This window comes from Spinactinospora alkalitolerans, assembly GCF_013408795.1.
Classification (GTDB): Bacteria; Actinomycetota; Actinomycetes; order Streptosporangiales; family Streptosporangiaceae; genus Spinactinospora; species Spinactinospora alkalitolerans.
Genome location: NZ_JACCCC010000001.1, coordinates 3,246,413 through 3,261,915, shown reverse-complemented (window position 1 = coordinate 3,261,915; position 15,503 = coordinate 3,246,413). Strand labels below are relative to the sequence as shown.

Here is a 15,503-nt window from a genome sequence, read left to right as displayed (position 1 = left end):
AGCGGTGGTGCGGGGAGGCCGGTGCGCGGAGCGCTTTCAGAAGAGGGTGCGGACGGCGTCCACGACCCTGTCCTGCGCGTCCAGCACCGGGATCAGCGGCCACTTGTCGAACACGGTGCACGGATGGGACAGCCCCAGCTCCACGACGTCGCCGACCTCGGGTACCGCGATGCCGGAGAGGTCGCCGACGTCGAGGAAGCCGTGGTGGTCGTTGAGTTCGGTGACGCGGGCCCGGCCCTCCAGCGGCGTGCGCAGCCCGCCGCGCAGGACGGCGCGCGGGACGGGCAGGTCGATGTCGAAGGAGACGTCGCGCTTGCCGACGCCGAGCAGCGCCCGGCCCGGTTCCGGGCGCGACAGCACCCGTGCGTAGCAGGACAGCGCCGGCCGCAGAGGGCTGTCGTCGGCCCCGCTGCGCAGCGGCGAGGCGCGCTCCATGAACAGGTCGTCGTGGGTCAGGTAGCACCCGGAACGGATGACCCGCCGCGTCGGGCGGGACAGCTCCGGTGTCGCGGCGAGCGCGTCGGCGGCCAGGTCGGGATAGCTGCTGCCGCCCGCGGTCACGATCACCTCGGCCGCGTCGGCGAACAGCCCTTCGGCGTCGGCGCGCCGCGCGAGCCCGGCGATGCCGTCGAGCCATGCGCGGGCGCGGGCGGGGGCGTCGCCGTCGCGGCGCTGCGGGAACACCCCCTCGAAGCCCTCGACGCCGACCAGCGTGAGGCGGGGGCTGCGGGCCACGCGCCGCGCGAGGGCGAGCGCCTCATCGGGATCGCGCACGCCGGTGCGCCGCCCGGGCACGCCCAGCTCCACCAGCACCGGCAGCGCGCGCGGCGCCGCGGCGAGCCCCTGCTCCATCAGCTCCACCCCGGCCGAGGAGTCGACCAGGCACAGCGGCTCGAAACCGTCGTCGGCGAGGGCGCCGGCCAGCCAGGCGAGCTGCCCGGATTCGACCACCTCGTTGGCGATCAGCACCCGGCGCGCGCCGAACCGCCGCAGCACGCGGGCCTGGGCCACCGTGGCGGCGGTGAGTCCCCAGGCGCCGCGGTCCAGTTGGGCCGACCAGAGGTGGGGCGACATCGTCGTCTTGGCGTGCGGCGCCAGGTCCGCACCGCGCTCGGCGCACCAGCGGGCGAAGCGGTCGAGGTTGTGCCGCAGCGCGTCGTCGCGCAGCACCACCGCGGGCAGCCACAGGTCGCTCAGCCGCAATCCGGCGGCCCGGACCTCGGCCGGGGCCGCGGGGCTGTCCGGCAGGCAGCGGGCCTCGACCGGATCGGCGTCGAGCCCGGCCAGGGCGGCGGCGGGCAGCCCGGCTCCGGCGATCGGGGACGGGGGCGTGGGCGGGGATGCTTCGGTCATGATGGCGCCTCGGGACGGGGAAAGGGTTCGTCGAAGTCCTCGGGCCGGGTCAGCCGCTGCACGGCCGACCGGGTCCGCTCGTGCCGGACGTCCTCGGCGCGCCGCTGGGCGGGGCTGAGCGGCACCCATACCGGGGGCGGCTCGGCCGCGCACGGCGGAAGCGGCCGGCCGGCGAGGTAGGTGGCGGTGTTGGTCAGCCGCATCGATGCCTCGCGCGCTCCGCCGTGCACGTCGAGGACCGGGAAGGCGCCCCGCTCCATGCGGAACACGGCGATGTCGGCCGGTGCGCCGCGCGCCAGGGTCCCCGCGTCGAGGCCGAGCGCACGCGCCGGGCGGACGGTGGCGGCCTCGACGGCCTCCGGCAGCTCCATGCCGACGGCGAGCATCTTGGTCAGCACGGTCGGCAGGTCGAAGGCGGGGCCGTGCACCGAACGGGCGTGCAGGTCGGAGGAGACGACCGGGCGGACGCCGGCGGCCAGCTCGGTCTCCAGCACGTCGAAGGCGAGGGCGCCGGACCCGTGGCCGAGGTCGAAGACCACACCGGTGTCCAGGGCCCGCTTGGTCGCGTCGGTGAGGCGGCCGTCGCGGACCAGGTCGGCGGGGCAGCCCGAGGCGCAGTGGGTGAGGATGTCGCCCTCGGTGAGGAACGGCACGATCTCGGCGATGGTGGGCGGTCCGTAGCCGACGTGCACCATCAGCGGGCGCTCCAGCCGCCGCGCCAGCGCGGCCGCGCGGCGCAGCGGCTCCAGCCCGTGCCGGCCGACGGTGCGGGCGTCGATGCGCGCCTTCACGCCCCGTACCAGTTCACCGTGGCGCGCGGCCACCGCGGCGGCGGTGTCGACGTCGAGGTTGTCGAGCACGTGGTGCTCCCCGGTCTCCGCGACCAGCCCGAGACCGGACACGTTGATCAGGGCGTGAACGCGGACGCGCGCCGGCCCGGCGACGAAGCGGTGCAGGCCGTCCATGCCGTAGGCGCCGGCGGAGCCGGCGTCCACCCAGGTGGTCACCCCCGTGCGCCAGGCGATCGGATCGGGGTCCAGCCCCCAGTAGGTGGCGCCGTGCCACAGGTGGGTGTGCATGTCGACGAGCCCCGGTGTCACCAGGGCGCCGCGGACGTCGACGACCTCGGCGGCGGTGTCGGCGGCGCCGGTCGGCGGCGCGGGCCGCACCTCGGCGATCCTGCCGTTGTGCACGGCGATGTCGGCGGTCCCGTCCTGTCCCGAGGCGGGATCGACGACCCGGCCGCCGCGCAGCAGCAGATCCCACATGCCGGATACCCCCGATCGGATACTGACCGAATGCTGCGTCATGCGCAGCACTGTTGCGTATTCTTCAGCAAAGTGAATAGCATCCGTCCGTGATGGAGGTCAACACCCCATGTGTCCGGGGTCACCGCCGGGGAGGTCGCGGGTGAGCAGCGAGCACGGGCGCGCCGCCGCTTCCGCCTCCGCTTCCGCCGTCGACGCGGCGTGCGTCGGCGAGACGATGGCGCTGCTGCTGCCCGACCCCGCGGACCTCCGCGGTCCCGCGGCCCTCGGCGGGGCGACACTGCGCCTCGACATCGGCGGCGCCGAGTCCAACGTCGCCGTGTACCTGGCACGGACCGGGCACCGGGTGGCGTGGCACAGCGCCGTGGGCGACGACGCGTTCGGGCGCCATGTGGTCGGACGGCTCACCGCCGAGGGCGTGCACTGCGTGGTCCGCACGGATCCCGAGCGCCCCACGGGGCTCTACGCCAAGGAGTCCGGCCCCGAGGGCACCCGCGTGCGCTACTACCGCCGAGGCTCCGCCGCCTCGGCGCTGAACCGGCGCGACGCCGCACGGATCTGGGCCGACCGCCCCCGGCTGGTGCACACCACCGGGATCACCGCCGCGATCTCCGACACCGGCCGTGGCCTGGTGGAGGAGCTGCTGACCGGCGCGCCCCCCGGCACGCTGCGCAGCTTCGACGTCAACCACCGCCCGGCCCTGCACGGCGCCTCCGATGCGGAGGTCCTGCTCTCCGCGGCCCGCCGGGCCGATGTCGTCTTCTGCGGCCTCGACGAGGCCCGGGCGCTGTGGGGCGCGACGACCGTCGAGGAGGCCCGCGCGTTGCTGTCGGGCCCCGAACTGGTCGTCATCAAGCAGGGGCCGCAGGGCGCCACCGCCTTCCGCGGCGACCGGCGGTGGTACCGGCCCGCGCCGGAGGTCGACGTGGTGGAGCCCGTGGGCGCCGGCGACGCGTTCGCCGCCGGGGTGCTGCGCGGGCTGCTCTCGAAGGCCCCGATCGGGAACTGCCTGACCGAGGGCGCCCGGCTGGCCGGTACCGTGCTGCGGGTGCGCGGCGACATCCCCCCGCGGGCCGGGACCGAGCCGGAGCGGCCCGGGGCCGCCCCGGGCCGGGAGCGGTGCGAGACCACCGGTGTGCGCTCGGCACACCCGGACGACTGAGGGAGGGAACCGGTGCCCAGCAGCCTCGAACGCGCGCTTCGCATCCTGGTCGAACTGGCCTCGGGCCCCGCGACCATCAGCGAGCTGGGCCGGCGCCTCGGCGTGCACCGCACCACCTCGCTGCGCCTGCTGCGGACGCTGGAGGAGGAGCGGTTCGTGCGTCGCACGGAGGACGGCCGCTACCGGATCGGCCCGCGCATGGCCACGCTCGCACACGCCGCGCTGGAGGGCGTCGATCTCCGTGCGGCGGCGACCGGCCACCTGCGCGCGCTCGGCGCGGCGTGCGGCCACACCGTGCACCTCGCGGCGCTCGAAGGCGACAGCGTGGTCTACCTCGACAAGGTGGAGTCGCGCCACGCCGTACGGATGTACTCCCGCATCGGCGCGTCGGCCCCGCTGCACGCGACCGGGGTCGGCAAGGCGATCCTCGCGCACCTGTCCGAGGAAGAGCGCGACGAGCTGCTCGGCCCGCCCCCCTTCGGCCGCTGCACTCCCAACACCCGCACGACCCGGACGGAGCTCGACGAGGACCTCGCGGCCGTCGCCGAGCGGGGGTGGGCGCTCGACGACTTCGAGCACGAGGAGTTCATCCAGTGCGTGGCCGCGCCGATCCGCGACGCCTCCGGGCGCGTCTCCGCGGCGGTGTCGGTCTCCGCCCCCGGCATGGTCCTGGACCGCGCGGGACTGCTCGCGCTGGCCCCCGACCTCACCGCGACCGCCGGCGCCATCAGCGAGGAGATCGGATGGAGCGCCCGCGCCTGACCGGGCGGCTCCCTCGCCGATCTTGATCTTGGGTTTCAACCTCGACCACAGGGGGTTTTGAAGGCCCGCCCCAGGAGGGAGGGCGTGCGGGTGGGCGATTCTCTCGCGTGGCCGAAGGCCCGTGGACGCAAAATCGCCCTCCCGCGCGCGAAGCGCACGCCGGCGCCGTGGGCGCGGGACGGCACCGCGGTTTCGGCCTGGTGGCCGGGGCGGGTGAGGGTGGTGGCCCGTTTCTTCACTGCGCGCCGAAACCGCGGTCGCGTCCTGGCAGGCACGGTGGCGGCGTGGGTGGCGCGGCGCCGGGGCGATCCCTGTGGGGGCCTTCGGCCACGCGAGAGGATCGCCCGGTCACCGCGGATCCCTCCTGGGGCTGAGGTCAAAGACCCCCAGTGGCCAAGGTTAAAACTCAAGTTGATGTTGTGGGGTTATCGCAACGTTTTCAGGCCCCACAAGGTCAGGATCGGCGAGAAGGGGGCCGGACGCGTGCTGCATCGGCGCCCGGCCGTTGTGCATTACACAATCTTGCCCGCATCCTCTTCAGCCGGTCGGCGCTCCCTGCCTAAGTTCGGTGACCATCAAGCGGTCCAATCCGGTCTAGACCGGAACAAGCCCCGCTTTCCCGTCATCTCCGATCCGGCGAAGGAAATCAGATGCGAATCCCCCGCCCGGCCCGTGCCGGTGCCCTTCTCGGGCTCGCGGCGCTGCTGGCCGCCTGCGCCCCCGCCCAGACCGACACCCCCGGTTCCGGTGCCGACGAGATGGAGGGCACCCTCCGCGTGTGGCTGTTCTCCGAAGTCGACCAGGAGCCCAAGGAGCAGGTGGTCGACGAAGCCGTCGCGGAGTTCGAGGCCGACCACGAGGGCGTCACCGTGGACGTCCAGTACATCCCGATCGACACCCGCGCCGAGCGCTTCCAGGGAGCCTTCAACGACCCCTCCTCGGCCCCCGACGTCGCCGAGTACGGAAACACCGACCTCGCCGGCTACGTCGAGGCCGGCGGCTTCGCCGACATCGGCGCGGAACTCGCCGAGTGGGAGGACCACGGCGACATCTCCGACGACGTCGCCGCCACCGCCCAGGTCGACGGCGGCACCTACGGCGTGCCCTGGTTCCTGGGGGTGCGCGCCCTCTACTACCGCACCGACGTCTTCGACGACCTGGGCATCGACATCCCCGAGACCCTGGAGGAGGTGGTCGAGGCGGGCCGCGCGGTGCGCGAGGACGACCCCGACATGCTCGGGATCTCCACCGGCGGCGCCTACACCTACGGCTTCCTGCCCTTCGTCTGGGCCAACGGCGGCGACATCGCCGAGGCCGACGGCGAATCCCACACCGCCGCCATCGACTCCGAGGACGCCAAGGCCGGCCTCGAGCTCTACGCCGAGATCCTCTCCGAGGACGTCTGCCCGCCGCAGACGTGCGCCCAGATGACCGGCAACGAGAGCGTGCAGAACTTCATCGCCGGCGAGGCCGCCATGACCATCGGCGGCAACTTCAACCTCAACGCCGTGCAGGACAGCGACGTCGCCGAGGACACAGCGGTCGTCCCGCTGCCCGGCGCCGAACCCGACTCGATCGCCCCCGCCTTCGCCGGAGGCAACAACCTGGGAGTGCTGGCCGGAACCGACCACCGCACCCTGTCGGTGGAGTTCGTGAAGCTGCTGTCCGGCAAGAAGTACCAGCAGCAGATGTACGAGGCCATGGGCAACCTGCCCACCCTCAGCAGCGTGCAGAGCGACGTCGCCGCCACCGACGAGGAGGTGGCGCCGTTCATCGAGACGCTGGACGCCGGAACCCGGTTCGTCCCCGTCACCGGCGCCTGGGCCGGCATCGACGCCGAGGGCGTGCTCCCCACCATGGTGCAGCGCGTCGCCACCGGGGACGCCTCGGTCGACCAGGCGGCCCAGGAGGCCGCGGCCTCCCTCGACGACGCCTTCACCGGGGAGTGACCGGCGCGCATGGGCATGTCCGCACCATCGCTCCGGCTCCCCGGGGGCGCCACCTCCCGGCGGCGCCGGAGCGGCCGCATCGAACCGTGGATGTACCTGCTGCCCGCCCTGGTGGTGCTGGGCGTGATGCTGGCCTATCCGCTCTACCAACTGGCCCTGGTCTCCTTCTACGACTACCGGCAGCCGCAGGTCACCGGCGCCGAGCCGCTGCGGTTCACCGGCCTGGAGAACTACCGGGCCCTGCTGGGCGACCCCCAGTTCTGGGAGGTGCTGCTCAACACCGTCGTCTTCGCGGGCGCCTGCGTCCTCGGCACGCTCGCGGTCGGCGGGTGCCTGGCGGTGCTGGCCACCCGGCTGGCGCCCTGGGTGCGCATCCTGCTGTTCCTGGCCGCGCTGGGCGCTTGGGCCACCCCGGCGGTCACCGGCAGCGCGGTGTGGCTGTTCCTGTTCGACCCCTCCCTGGGACCGGTCAACCAGGCACTGGCCGGCCTGGGGCTGACCGAGTTCGAGGGGCACTCCTGGACCTACACCAAGTGGTCGGCCTTCGGGCTGGTGCTGAGCCAGGTGGTGTGGTGCTCGTTCCCGTTCGTCATGGTCACGCTGTACGCGGGCATCCGCGCGATCCCGCACGAGGTGATCGAGGCGGCGCGGCTGGACGGCGCCTCGACCGGCCGGATCGCGTGGAGCGTCATGCTGCCGATGCTGCGCCCGGTGATGACGATCGTGACGATCCAGTCCATCATCTGGGACTTCAAGATCTTCACGCAGATCTACATCATGACCGGCGGCGGCGGGATCGCCGGGCAGAACCTGGTGCTCAACGTCTACGCCTACCAGCAGGCGTTCGCCTCCGGCCAGTACGGGCTCGGTTCGGCGATCGGGGTGATCACCACCCTGCTGCTGCTCGTGATCTCCCTCGTCTACCTGCGTGCGCTGCGTCGCCAAGGGGAGGTGCTGTGATGCTCCGCGGACTGCGCGTCAACACGGTCGGTCTGCTGATCGCCCTGGCCGTGGCGTTCCCGCTGTACTGGATGGTGCTGTCGGCGCTCAAGCCCCGCACCGCGCTGGAGGCGGGCGATCCCACCCCCTTCACGCTCTCGCCCACCCTGGACTCGTTCCGCAGGGTGCTGCTGGTCGAGGACTTCGGGCGGTACCTGCTCAACAGCGCCACGGTGGCGGCCGCGGTGGTGGTGTTCTCGACGCTGTGCGCGTTCCTGGCCGCGGTGGCTCTGACCCGCTACCGCTTCCGGTCGCGCGTTACGCTGCTGGTCATGGTGCTCATCGCGCAGATGGTGCCGGTGGAGGCCCTGACGATTCCGCTGTTCTTCCTGATGCGCGGCATCGGGCAGACGGTTCCGCAGCTCGGGCTCAACCACCTGGGGTCGCTCATGCTGGTGCATACGGCGTTCGCGATCCCGCTGGCGATCTGGATGCTGCGCGGGTTCGTCGCGGCGGTCCCCCGGGAGCTGGAGGAGGCCGCCCGGCTGGACGGGGCCGGCAGCCTCACCTTCGTCTGGCGGGTGCTGTTCCCGCTGGTCGCTCCAGGGGTGGTCGCGACGAGCATCTTCTCGTTCATCATGACCTGGAACGACTTTCTGTTCGCGACGACCTTCATCATCTCCGCCCAGGAGAAGCAGACGCTGCCCGTCGTGCTGCTGTCCTTCTTCCGCCCCGACCAGAACGACTGGGGCGCCATCATGGCCGGGTCGGTGCTGATGACCGTTCCGGTGCTGGTGTTCTTCCTGTTCGTGCAGCGCCGACTGGCCTCGGGCCTGGGAGGTGCGGTCAAGGGATGAACGCCGACACCGCGCCGCGGCGCAACGCCTCGGTGTCACTGCGCCGGGCGCTGGCCATCCTGGAGTTCGTGCGCTGCCGACCGCCCGGCAGCGGCGGTGCGACCCTCACCGAACTCGCCGATGCGGTGGGGATCAACAAGAGTTCGGTGCTGCGGCTGACGGCCCCGCTCGTGGAAGCACGGCTGCTCGACCGCGACAGCGGGGCCGGCCGGTTCCGGCTGGGACCGGCGGCCCTGTCGCTGTGGCAGGCCTACCTGGACCAGATGGACCTGCGGTCGGTCGCCTCCGACCACTTGCGCGGGCTGATGCGCCGCACCGGCCACACCTGCCATCTCGTGCTGCCCGACGGCCACGACGTCGTCTACGCGGACAAGGTCGAGAACACCACGATCGTCCGGATGGCCTCGCGCATCGGCGCGCGGATGCCCGCCTACCGGACCGCCGTGGGCAAGGCGATCCTCGCCTTCAGCCCGCCCGACCTGGTGGCCGATGTGCTGGCCGACGGGCTGCCGTCCGTGACCGAGCACACCATCACCGACCCCGCGGTGTTCCACGAGGAACTGCGGCGGGTGCGCGTGCGCGGCTACGCCATCGACGACCGGGAGAACGAGCCGGAGGTGCGCTGCGTGGCGGCCCCGGTGTTCGACCACGGCCGCGACCCCATCGCGGCCATCAGCGTCTCGTCGCTGGTCAGTCGGCTCCCTGTGGCGCGGGTGCGGGAGATGGGGCCGCAGGTGGCCGAGGTCGCCGCCCGGATCTCCGCCGAACTGGGCGCCCCGCCCTCCGGCGAGGAGTCGGGGCGCCCCGGTCCGTAGGGCGCCCTTCCCCCGGGCGGTCTCCCGTCAACGCTCTAGCGCGCGAGCGGTCCGCTCGTTCCCCGGTCCGCCAGCACCCCGCGCAGCACCTCGGCGAACTCCTCGGGTTGGCCGATGAAACCGCCGTGGTCGCCGGGGAACTCGGTCGGCGGCGTGCCGAGCAGCTTGGCCAGCGCCGTGGAGGTCCGGTGGGTGACCAGGCCGCCCGAGTCGGCGCCGATGCCGACGACGACGCGGGTCGGGCCGGTGCTCAACGCGGCGGCGTCGGGCACGTAGCGCGTGGTGCCCCGCAGTTCGTGGCCGAAGAAGCGGGCGCTGTCGGCGATGTCCTGCTCCGAGGGCTCCCCGGGCGGAGCAGCGGGGGCGCCGTCGCCGTCGCCGTCGTCGAATCCGGCGTCGGCCATGAACTTCTTCCACGCCGCCTCCAGGCCCTCCCGGTGGAAGGTCGCGATCATGTCCTCGACTCCGGCGCGCCGCTCGGCGGCGTCGGGCAGCAGCTCCAGCAGGGGAGGCTCGTGCGCGACGAGCGTGCGCACCCGCCCGGGGTGCCGCTCGGCCAGTGCGAGTCCGGTCACCGCGCCGCCGCTGCTGCCGAACACGTCGGCGGACTCGGCTCCGAGGGCGTCCAGGAGGGCGGCGGCGTCGTCGGCCCGCAGTTCGGGGGTGGAGTCCTGCTCGGGGTCGTCGAGGAGGCTGCCCGAGATGCCCCGCGGGTCGTGGGTGACGACGGTGCGGTCGCCCGCGAGCGCCTCGGCCAGCGGCGCGAAGGCCGCCGCGGCCATCGGCGATCCCATGACCAGAAACAGCGGTCCCGCGCCGCGGACCTCGTAGTGCAGGCGCGCGCCCGGGACGTCAAGGGTGTGGGTGGTGGACATGGCGAGTCGTCCTTTCTCAGTGGTCGTCCGCGATCGCGGTGACACGGATAGGACTCCGGTCGGCGGGGAAAATCGTCGCCGCCTGAGTGATTTCCCGACCATCGCACCGGCCCGGCGCCTCGTCGGCCGACTCTCCCGCCGGCGGGATCCGCGACGCGGGGACGCCCTGGTCGAGCAGGCTCCGGTAGACGGCCACCACGTCCTCGACGGCCGCGGCGTCACGCCGGCCCGGTGCCGAGCGCGTTCAGCAGCGGCACGAGCTGCTCCTCCTCGTAGTCGAGGTGGGCCTCCAGTTCCGCCGTGAGCCGTTCCACCTCGCCCAGCGCCGACACGGTGTCCGCGCCGTCGGAGACGTGCTTCTGCAGCTCCTTCAGCAACCGCTCGACCTTCTCGTGCTCGCCGCTGAGGCGGTCCACGACCGGCGCCAGCTCGGGGTGCCCGGCCCTCAGGGCGGGGAAGAGCCCGCCGTCCTCGGCGGTGTGGTGGTGGTGCACCCCCTGGCACATGGTCAGGCAGTTGATCCGCAGTTGCGCGCCCAGGGCCCCGGGACCGGCGGCGGTGATCTCGGCCCGGATCAGTCCCAGTTCGCGGCGGATGCCGTCGTGGACGGCCTTGAGGGCGTCTCCCGGAGGCAGGTCCGGCGGCCCGCCGTCGATCGGCTCCAGCGCGATGACGGGCAGCGTCCGGGCGGTCTTGGCCTGGTACTCGCCCCAGCCGGGGTCGGACTCGACGGCGCGGGCGAAGAGCCGGTCGCGCTCCTCGCCTTCGGTGACGACCGCGTTGGCGCTGTAGGTGAAGACGCCGTCCTCGACGGTGACCCGCGGATCGGCGAGGATGTTGTGGTACCAGGCCGGATGCGCGGGCGCCCCCGCGGCCGAGGCGATGACGAGCCTGCGGCCGGCCTCGTCGTCGGGCAGGTAGCCGACCGGGGTGGTGCGGGGCAGGCCCGTCCTGGCGCCGGTGGTGGTCAGCAGCAGGAGCCGCCCTCCTTCGAACATGCCCCCGACGCGGCCCCGGTTGGCGCGGAACTCGTCGATGACCTGCTGATTGAAATCAATGGCGATGGCGTTTTCTCGCTTTCTCGTAGACGTGCGGATATGCGGGCGCACGCCAATGGGGAAATGGCGGTGAAAGCACTGCGGCATCGGTCGGCCGAATGGCGCACGGATGCGTTTTCGGGCATGACGAAACGGCGTGGATGCAAAGAGCCGCAGAGAGGTGACGGTCGCTGAGCGGACCGTGAAGAGCATGCGGGGTCAGGCGGAACGGCGGTGCCGGGCACGCTGCCGGACGCGGAGGCCGCGCGGGCGCGAAGGCGCTAGACGATTCCCATGAGGTGCGTCATGACGGCATCATCTCCTTGGGGTCGGGTGCCGCCCACTCGCCACCGGTCTCCCTGGTGACGCCACGCGGCACGGGAAAATTCAAACCGCTTTCCACTGCGTTGTCAAGCCGGTATTTCGCCGGGCTGTTTCAGTGGGCCTTTTCGCCCTGAAGATGCCGGCCGCGGCCCGGTTCCGGTCCGGTGGCGGGCCTTTGCGCACGGGGACCTCCGGTGGACGGGGCGTCGGCTGAGAGCGACGCGCCCACCGGAGTCCGCACGTGCCGCCCTGCAGCCCGAGGTCCCGGCCGACGGCTACCCGACGACGCGCAGCCAGATGCTCGTCGCCCCAGGCGCCTGGGTCAGGCTGAGGCGTTCGAGTCTGATGTTGGTCCCGCCCGGCCGGTCGAACAGCCGGACGCCGTCGCCGAGCAGGACGGGCACGATGAACACGAGGATCTCGTCGAGCACGCCCGCGTCGAGGCACTGCCGAGCGATGCTCGCGCCGAGGACGTTGACGTACTTGTCCCCTGCGGCGGCCTTGGCCGCGGCGACCGCGCTGTCGAGGTCGCCGACGAAGGTGACCCCCGGCACCGGGGTCTCCGGGGCGTGGTGGGTGAGCACGAACTGGGGTCCGCTCCATCCGCCGCCGAACGGCTCGCCCTCCTTGTCGGTGCCCCTGTGCGGGTCGTCGCCGCCGAAGGTGCGGTTGCCGACGAGGAGGGCGCCGATGTCGCCGATGAGCTTCTCCACCGTCGGGTTGGGCCCGAGGTGCTCGGTCAGCCAGGACATGTCCCCGCCCGGGCCGGCGATGAAGCCGTCCAGCGACATGGTGACCGAGTACAGCATTCTGCCCATGAATTACCTCCGTCGAGATCGATGCGGTCGCACCTGTTGAGACGACGGACCGCGCCCGAACTCATCGGTGCGTCGGCGGCGATCGCGGGCGCGGGCACCACGGACACCTCCGATCCGGTCCCTCGGTCCGTGTGGCCGCACGCGCTCCCTCCCCGCCGATCGGATGCGTGATCCCAGGTCCGGACGAGGGCGAGGTCGACCACCCGGCGCCCGGCGAGAGGGCCGAGCGTGCGGATCAGCCGGTCGGCGCGCTCCTCGGAGAGCGGGCCGTTGAAGCCGAGGTCGCGGTGCATCGGGGGATCTTGGGCGTGACCATCCGGACAGGGTCTCGCGGCGGCAGGAGCGGTGTCCACGGTTGTTTCGCGGATCGCCGTCCTACCGGACGATCATCAATAGTTGAGAAAACTCTTCATTGACTTATTCAATCGTTGCTGTTTCACTGTGATCTGCGGCATGGTGGCGCATGCGGAGCACCACGCCCCTGCGTCGGCGGGTCGCTATGAGCCAACCGCGCTTGATCGAGTGGACGGCGCGCAGTACGAGAGGACGGCCATGGATTCGGTCTCCCTGCAACGGACGGTCTTCGACGAGGACCACGACGTGTTCCGCCAGACCGCGCGGGCCTTCGCCGAACGCGAGGTCGCCCCGCACCTGGAGAGGTGGGCCGAGCAGGGACACGTCGACCGCGGGGTCTACCGCCGTGCCGGGGAACTGGGCCTGCTCGGCATCAGCGCCGAAGAGGAGTACAACGGCGGCGGGATCGACGACTTCCGGTTCAACGCCGTGCTGATCGAGGAGCTCGCCCGAGTCGGCGCGACCTCGGTGGCGATGAACCTCAGCGGATTCAACGACCTGGTGGCGCCGTACCTGGTCTCCCTGGCCGACGACGGGCAGAAGCGGCGCTGGCTGGCGCCGCTGTGCTCCGGGGAGATCATCAGCGCCATCGCGATGACCGAACCCGGTGCCGGCAGCGACCTCGCGTCCATCACCACCACGGCGACCGCGGACGGCGGCGACCTCGTGCTCAACGGCGCCAAGACGTTCATCAGCAACGGCATGGTCGCCGACGTCTTCCTCGTCGTGGTCCGCACCGACCCTGCGGCCGGACGCCGGGGCATGAGCCTCGTCCTCGTCGACGCCGACACGCCCGGCTTCACCCGCAACGGCCCACTGCGCAAGATCGGCCTGAGCGCGCAGGACACCGCCGAGCTCGTCTTCGACGACGCCCGCGTGCCCAGGGCCAACGTCCTCGGCGTGGAGAACGCGGGATTCGGCTACCTGCGCCACAACCTGTCGCAGGAGCGCCTCAGCGTGGCGGTCACGGCGATGGCGGCCATGCGGCGCACCTTCGAGCAGGCGCTGAGCCATAGCTGCGACCGCACGGCCTTCGGCCGGCGCATCGCCGACTTCCAGGCCAACCGCTTCTACCTCGCCGAGCTCGCCACCGAGATCGAGATCGCCCAGGTCTTCGTCGACCGCTGCGTCCTCGACGCGTCCACCGGAGACCTCGACGAGGCCAACGCGGCGATGGCCAAGTGGTGGGTGACCGAACTGCAGCAGAAGGTCGTCCAGCGATGCCTGCAACTGCACGGCGGCTACGGCTTCATGAAGGAGTACGACGTCGCCCGGGACTACCTCGACTGCCGCGGCGGCACTCTCTACGCGGGCACCACCGAGGTCATGAAGGAGATCATCGGCCGCAGGCTGACGAGGCAGTAGACCGCCCTCTACCTCTAGGAGACACAGGCCATGCTGAACGAAGGCGTGGGGTCGTGGCCCTACCGGCGCGTCCGCCTGGAAGCCGAGAAGACCGCGATCGCGTTCCGCGAAGAGCGCTGGACCTACGTCCGGCTCGACGACCGGGTGACGCGCCTGGCCCACGCGCTGCGCGGACTCGGCGTCGGCAGGGGCGACCGCGTGGCGCTGCTGAGCGCGAACCACCCCGCCTACCTCGAGGCCCTCTTCGCGTCGGGCCTGCTGGGGGCGGTCTTCGTCCCGCTCAATGCGCGCCTGACGGTCCCCGAGGTCGCGTTCTGCCTGGAGGACTCGGGAGCCTCGGTGCTCATCCACTCCGCCGAGACGGCCGAGGTCGCCGTCGCGGCCGCCGAGCGCGCCGGAACGCGTCAGCGGGTCGTGGTCGGCGGTGCGTCCGACGCCGGGGCACCGGACTACGAAGCGGTCATCGCGGGCGCCGACACGGCGCGGATCGACGAGCGGGTCACCCACGACGATCCCTGCTTCATCATGTACACCTCCGGCACCACCGGCCGACCCAAAGGCGTCGTGCTGACCCACGGCAACATCGTGTTCGCCGTCCTGAACCCGGTCATCGACCTCGACCTGGCCGGCGACGAGGTGGCGCTGGTCTGCGCGCCGCTGTTCCACACCGCGGCCCTGGACTTCGTCTCGCTGCCGACCCTGCTCAAGGGCGGCACCGTCCGCATCGAGGAGGGGTTCGACGCCGAGCGCGTCCTGGACGTGATCGAGCGCGAGGGCGTCACCTACATGTTCGGCGTGCCGACGATGTACGACGCCCTCAGCGCCCATCCGGACTGGGAGTCGACGGACCTGTCCTCACTGCGCCGCGTGGTGGTCGCCGCCGCCCCGGTTCCGCGGCGAACGCTGCGCGCCTACGCCGACCGCGGGATCAGGATGTGCCAGGGCTACGGCCTCACCGAGACCGGTCCCGGGGCGCTGATCCTCACCCCCGGCAACGTCGAGCGGAAGCTCGGGACCGCCGGTGTGCCGCACTTCTTCACCGACGTCCGCGTGGTCGACTCGGCCGGCGGTCCGGCCGGCGTCGGGGAACGGGGCGAGATCCAGATCAGCGGCCCCAACGTCATGAAGGAGTACTGGCGGCGTCCGGAGGCCACCGCCGAGGCCTTCGCCGACGGGCGCTGGTTCCGATCCGGCGACGTCGGAGTCGCCGACGAGGACGGTTTCGTCGCCGTCGTCGACCGGACGAAGGACATGATCATCTCCGGTGGCGAGAACATCTACCCGGCCGAGGTCGAGAGCGTGCTGCTCGACCTCCCCGGCATCGCGGGCTGCGCGGTGTTCGGCGTCCCCGATGAGAAATGGGGCGAGGTGGGACGCGCGGCCGTCACCTTCGTCGACGGCGTCTCCCTGTCCGAGGAGGACATGGCGGGCTTTCTGCGGGAGCGCCTCGCCAAGTACAAGATCCCGAAGTCGTTCGTCGTTCTGGACGAAATTCCCCGCAACGCGAGCGGGAAGATCCGCAAGAACGAACTCCGCGACAAATACGCCGACTAGCGCTCCGCGCCCGTTCGCCCCCCCGTGATCCGCCGCACCGGATCCCCGGCGCGCACGAGAGGGAACCACCT

13 protein-coding genes are annotated in these 15,503 nt (G+C 72.1%); 8 read left to right on the top strand and 5 right to left on the bottom strand.

The window, feature by feature from the left end:
- Positions 1-36: 36 nt before the first annotated feature.
- Complete coding sequence (locus HDA32_RS14505; RefSeq protein WP_179643692.1) at positions 37-1,353, bottom strand: alanine racemase; 1,317 nt, start codon at positions 1,351-1,353, stop codon at positions 37-39.
- Complete coding sequence (locus HDA32_RS14500) at positions 1,350-2,621, bottom strand: amidohydrolase/deacetylase family metallohydrolase (protein WP_179646702.1); 1,272 nt, start codon at positions 2,619-2,621, stop codon at positions 1,350-1,352. Before HDA32_RS14500 ends, HDA32_RS14505 begins: the two co-directional genes overlap by 4 nt.
- 217 nt (positions 2,622-2,838) lie before the next feature.
- Between HDA32_RS14500 and HDA32_RS14495 the strand changes: the two genes are divergently transcribed.
- From HDA32_RS14495 to HDA32_RS14470, 6 genes are all read left to right on the top strand, one after another.
- Positions 2,839-3,783 carry a sugar kinase gene (locus tag HDA32_RS14495; protein ID WP_246334968.1) on the top strand — a complete coding sequence of 315 codons (945 nt, stop codon included), beginning with the start codon at positions 2,839-2,841 and terminating at the stop codon, positions 3,781-3,783.
- Between the two features lie 12 nt (positions 3,784-3,795).
- A complete protein-coding gene (locus tag HDA32_RS31810; protein WP_179643690.1) occupies positions 3,796-4,545 on the top strand; it encodes an IclR family transcriptional regulator in 750 nt (249 codons plus the stop codon).
- A 650-nt stretch (positions 4,546-5,195) separates the two neighbouring features.
- Complete coding sequence (locus HDA32_RS14485; RefSeq protein WP_179643689.1) at positions 5,196-6,494, top strand: extracellular solute-binding protein; 1,299 nt, start codon at positions 5,196-5,198, stop codon at positions 6,492-6,494.
- A gap of 9 nt (positions 6,495-6,503) precedes the next feature.
- Positions 6,504-7,454, top strand: coding sequence for a carbohydrate ABC transporter permease (locus tag HDA32_RS14480; protein ID WP_179643688.1), 951 nt, complete (start codon positions 6,504-6,506; stop codon positions 7,452-7,454).
- Positions 7,454-8,290 (top strand): carbohydrate ABC transporter permease, encoded by an 837-nt coding sequence (locus tag HDA32_RS14475; RefSeq protein WP_179643687.1) that lies wholly within the window; start codon positions 7,454-7,456, stop codon positions 8,288-8,290. Before HDA32_RS14480 ends, HDA32_RS14475 begins: the two co-directional genes overlap by 1 nt.
- Positions 8,287-9,105 carry an IclR family transcriptional regulator gene (locus tag HDA32_RS14470; RefSeq protein WP_179643686.1) on the top strand — a complete coding sequence of 273 codons (819 nt, stop codon included), beginning with the start codon at positions 8,287-8,289 and terminating at the stop codon, positions 9,103-9,105. The genes HDA32_RS14475 and HDA32_RS14470 overlap by 4 nt, the downstream gene beginning before the upstream one ends.
- A gap of 35 nt (positions 9,106-9,140) precedes the next feature.
- Here the strand turns inward: HDA32_RS14470 and HDA32_RS14465 are convergent, their stop codons facing one another.
- The 3 genes from HDA32_RS14465 to HDA32_RS14455 all read right to left on the bottom strand — a co-directional run bounded on the left by HDA32_RS14465 (position 9,141) and on the right by HDA32_RS14455 (position 12,159).
- Positions 9,141-9,980 carry an alpha/beta fold hydrolase gene (locus HDA32_RS14465; protein ID WP_179643685.1) on the bottom strand — a complete coding sequence of 280 codons (840 nt, stop codon included), beginning with the start codon at positions 9,978-9,980 and terminating at the stop codon, positions 9,141-9,143.
- A gap of 218 nt (positions 9,981-10,198) precedes the next feature.
- Positions 10,199-11,125, bottom strand: coding sequence for a nitroreductase/quinone reductase family protein (locus tag HDA32_RS14460; protein ID WP_218882457.1), 927 nt, complete (start codon positions 11,123-11,125; stop codon positions 10,199-10,201).
- A gap of 491 nt (positions 11,126-11,616) precedes the next feature.
- Entirely contained in the window at positions 11,617-12,159 is a 543-nt protein-coding gene (locus HDA32_RS14455; RefSeq protein WP_179643684.1) for a dihydrofolate reductase family protein, read from the bottom strand.
- A 552-nt stretch (positions 12,160-12,711) separates the two neighbouring features.
- On the opposite strand from HDA32_RS14455, the gene HDA32_RS14450 reads away from it, so the two are divergent.
- Together HDA32_RS14450 and HDA32_RS14445 are read left to right on the top strand one after the other, a co-directional pair.
- Positions 12,712-13,878 carry an acyl-CoA dehydrogenase family protein gene (locus HDA32_RS14450; RefSeq protein ID WP_179643683.1) on the top strand — a complete coding sequence of 389 codons (1,167 nt, stop codon included), beginning with the start codon at positions 12,712-12,714 and terminating at the stop codon, positions 13,876-13,878.
- Between the two features lie 30 nt (positions 13,879-13,908).
- A complete protein-coding gene (locus tag HDA32_RS14445) occupies positions 13,909-15,432 on the top strand; it encodes an acyl-CoA synthetase (protein WP_179643682.1) in 1,524 nt (507 codons plus the stop codon).
- Positions 15,433-15,503 lie beyond the last annotated feature (71 nt).

Excerpts from the sequence above, each read along its gene's own strand:
- HDA32_RS14505 (WP_179643692.1), bottom strand. The coding sequence starts at position 1,353 with ATGACCGAAGCATCCCCGCCCACGCCCCCGTCCCCGATCGCCGGAGCC.
- HDA32_RS14500 (WP_179646702.1), bottom strand. The coding sequence starts at position 2,621 with ATGTGGGATCTGCTGCTGCGCGGCGGCCGGGTCGTCGATCCCGCCTCG.
- HDA32_RS14495 (WP_246334968.1), top strand. The coding sequence starts at position 2,839 with ATGGCGCTGCTGCTGCCCGACCCCGCGGACCTCCGCGGTCCCGCGGCC.
- HDA32_RS14485 (WP_179643689.1), top strand. The coding sequence starts at position 5,196 with ATGCGAATCCCCCGCCCGGCCCGTGCCGGTGCCCTTCTCGGGCTCGCG.
- HDA32_RS14480 (WP_179643688.1), top strand. The coding sequence starts at position 6,504 with ATGGGCATGTCCGCACCATCGCTCCGGCTCCCCGGGGGCGCCACCTCC.
- HDA32_RS14475 (WP_179643687.1), top strand. The coding sequence starts at position 7,454 with ATGCTCCGCGGACTGCGCGTCAACACGGTCGGTCTGCTGATCGCCCTG.
- HDA32_RS14470 (WP_179643686.1), top strand. The coding sequence starts at position 8,287 with ATGAACGCCGACACCGCGCCGCGGCGCAACGCCTCGGTGTCACTGCGC.
- HDA32_RS14465 (WP_179643685.1), bottom strand. The coding sequence starts at position 9,980 with ATGTCCACCACCCACACCCTTGACGTCCCGGGCGCGCGCCTGCACTAC.
- HDA32_RS14460 (WP_218882457.1), bottom strand. The coding sequence starts at position 11,125 with ATGCCGCAGTGCTTTCACCGCCATTTCCCCATTGGCGTGCGCCCGCAT.
- HDA32_RS14455 (WP_179643684.1), bottom strand. The coding sequence starts at position 12,159 with ATGGGCAGAATGCTGTACTCGGTCACCATGTCGCTGGACGGCTTCATC.
- HDA32_RS14450 (WP_179643683.1), top strand. The coding sequence starts at position 12,712 with ATGGATTCGGTCTCCCTGCAACGGACGGTCTTCGACGAGGACCACGAC.
- HDA32_RS14445 (WP_179643682.1), top strand. The coding sequence starts at position 13,909 with ATGCTGAACGAAGGCGTGGGGTCGTGGCCCTACCGGCGCGTCCGCCTG.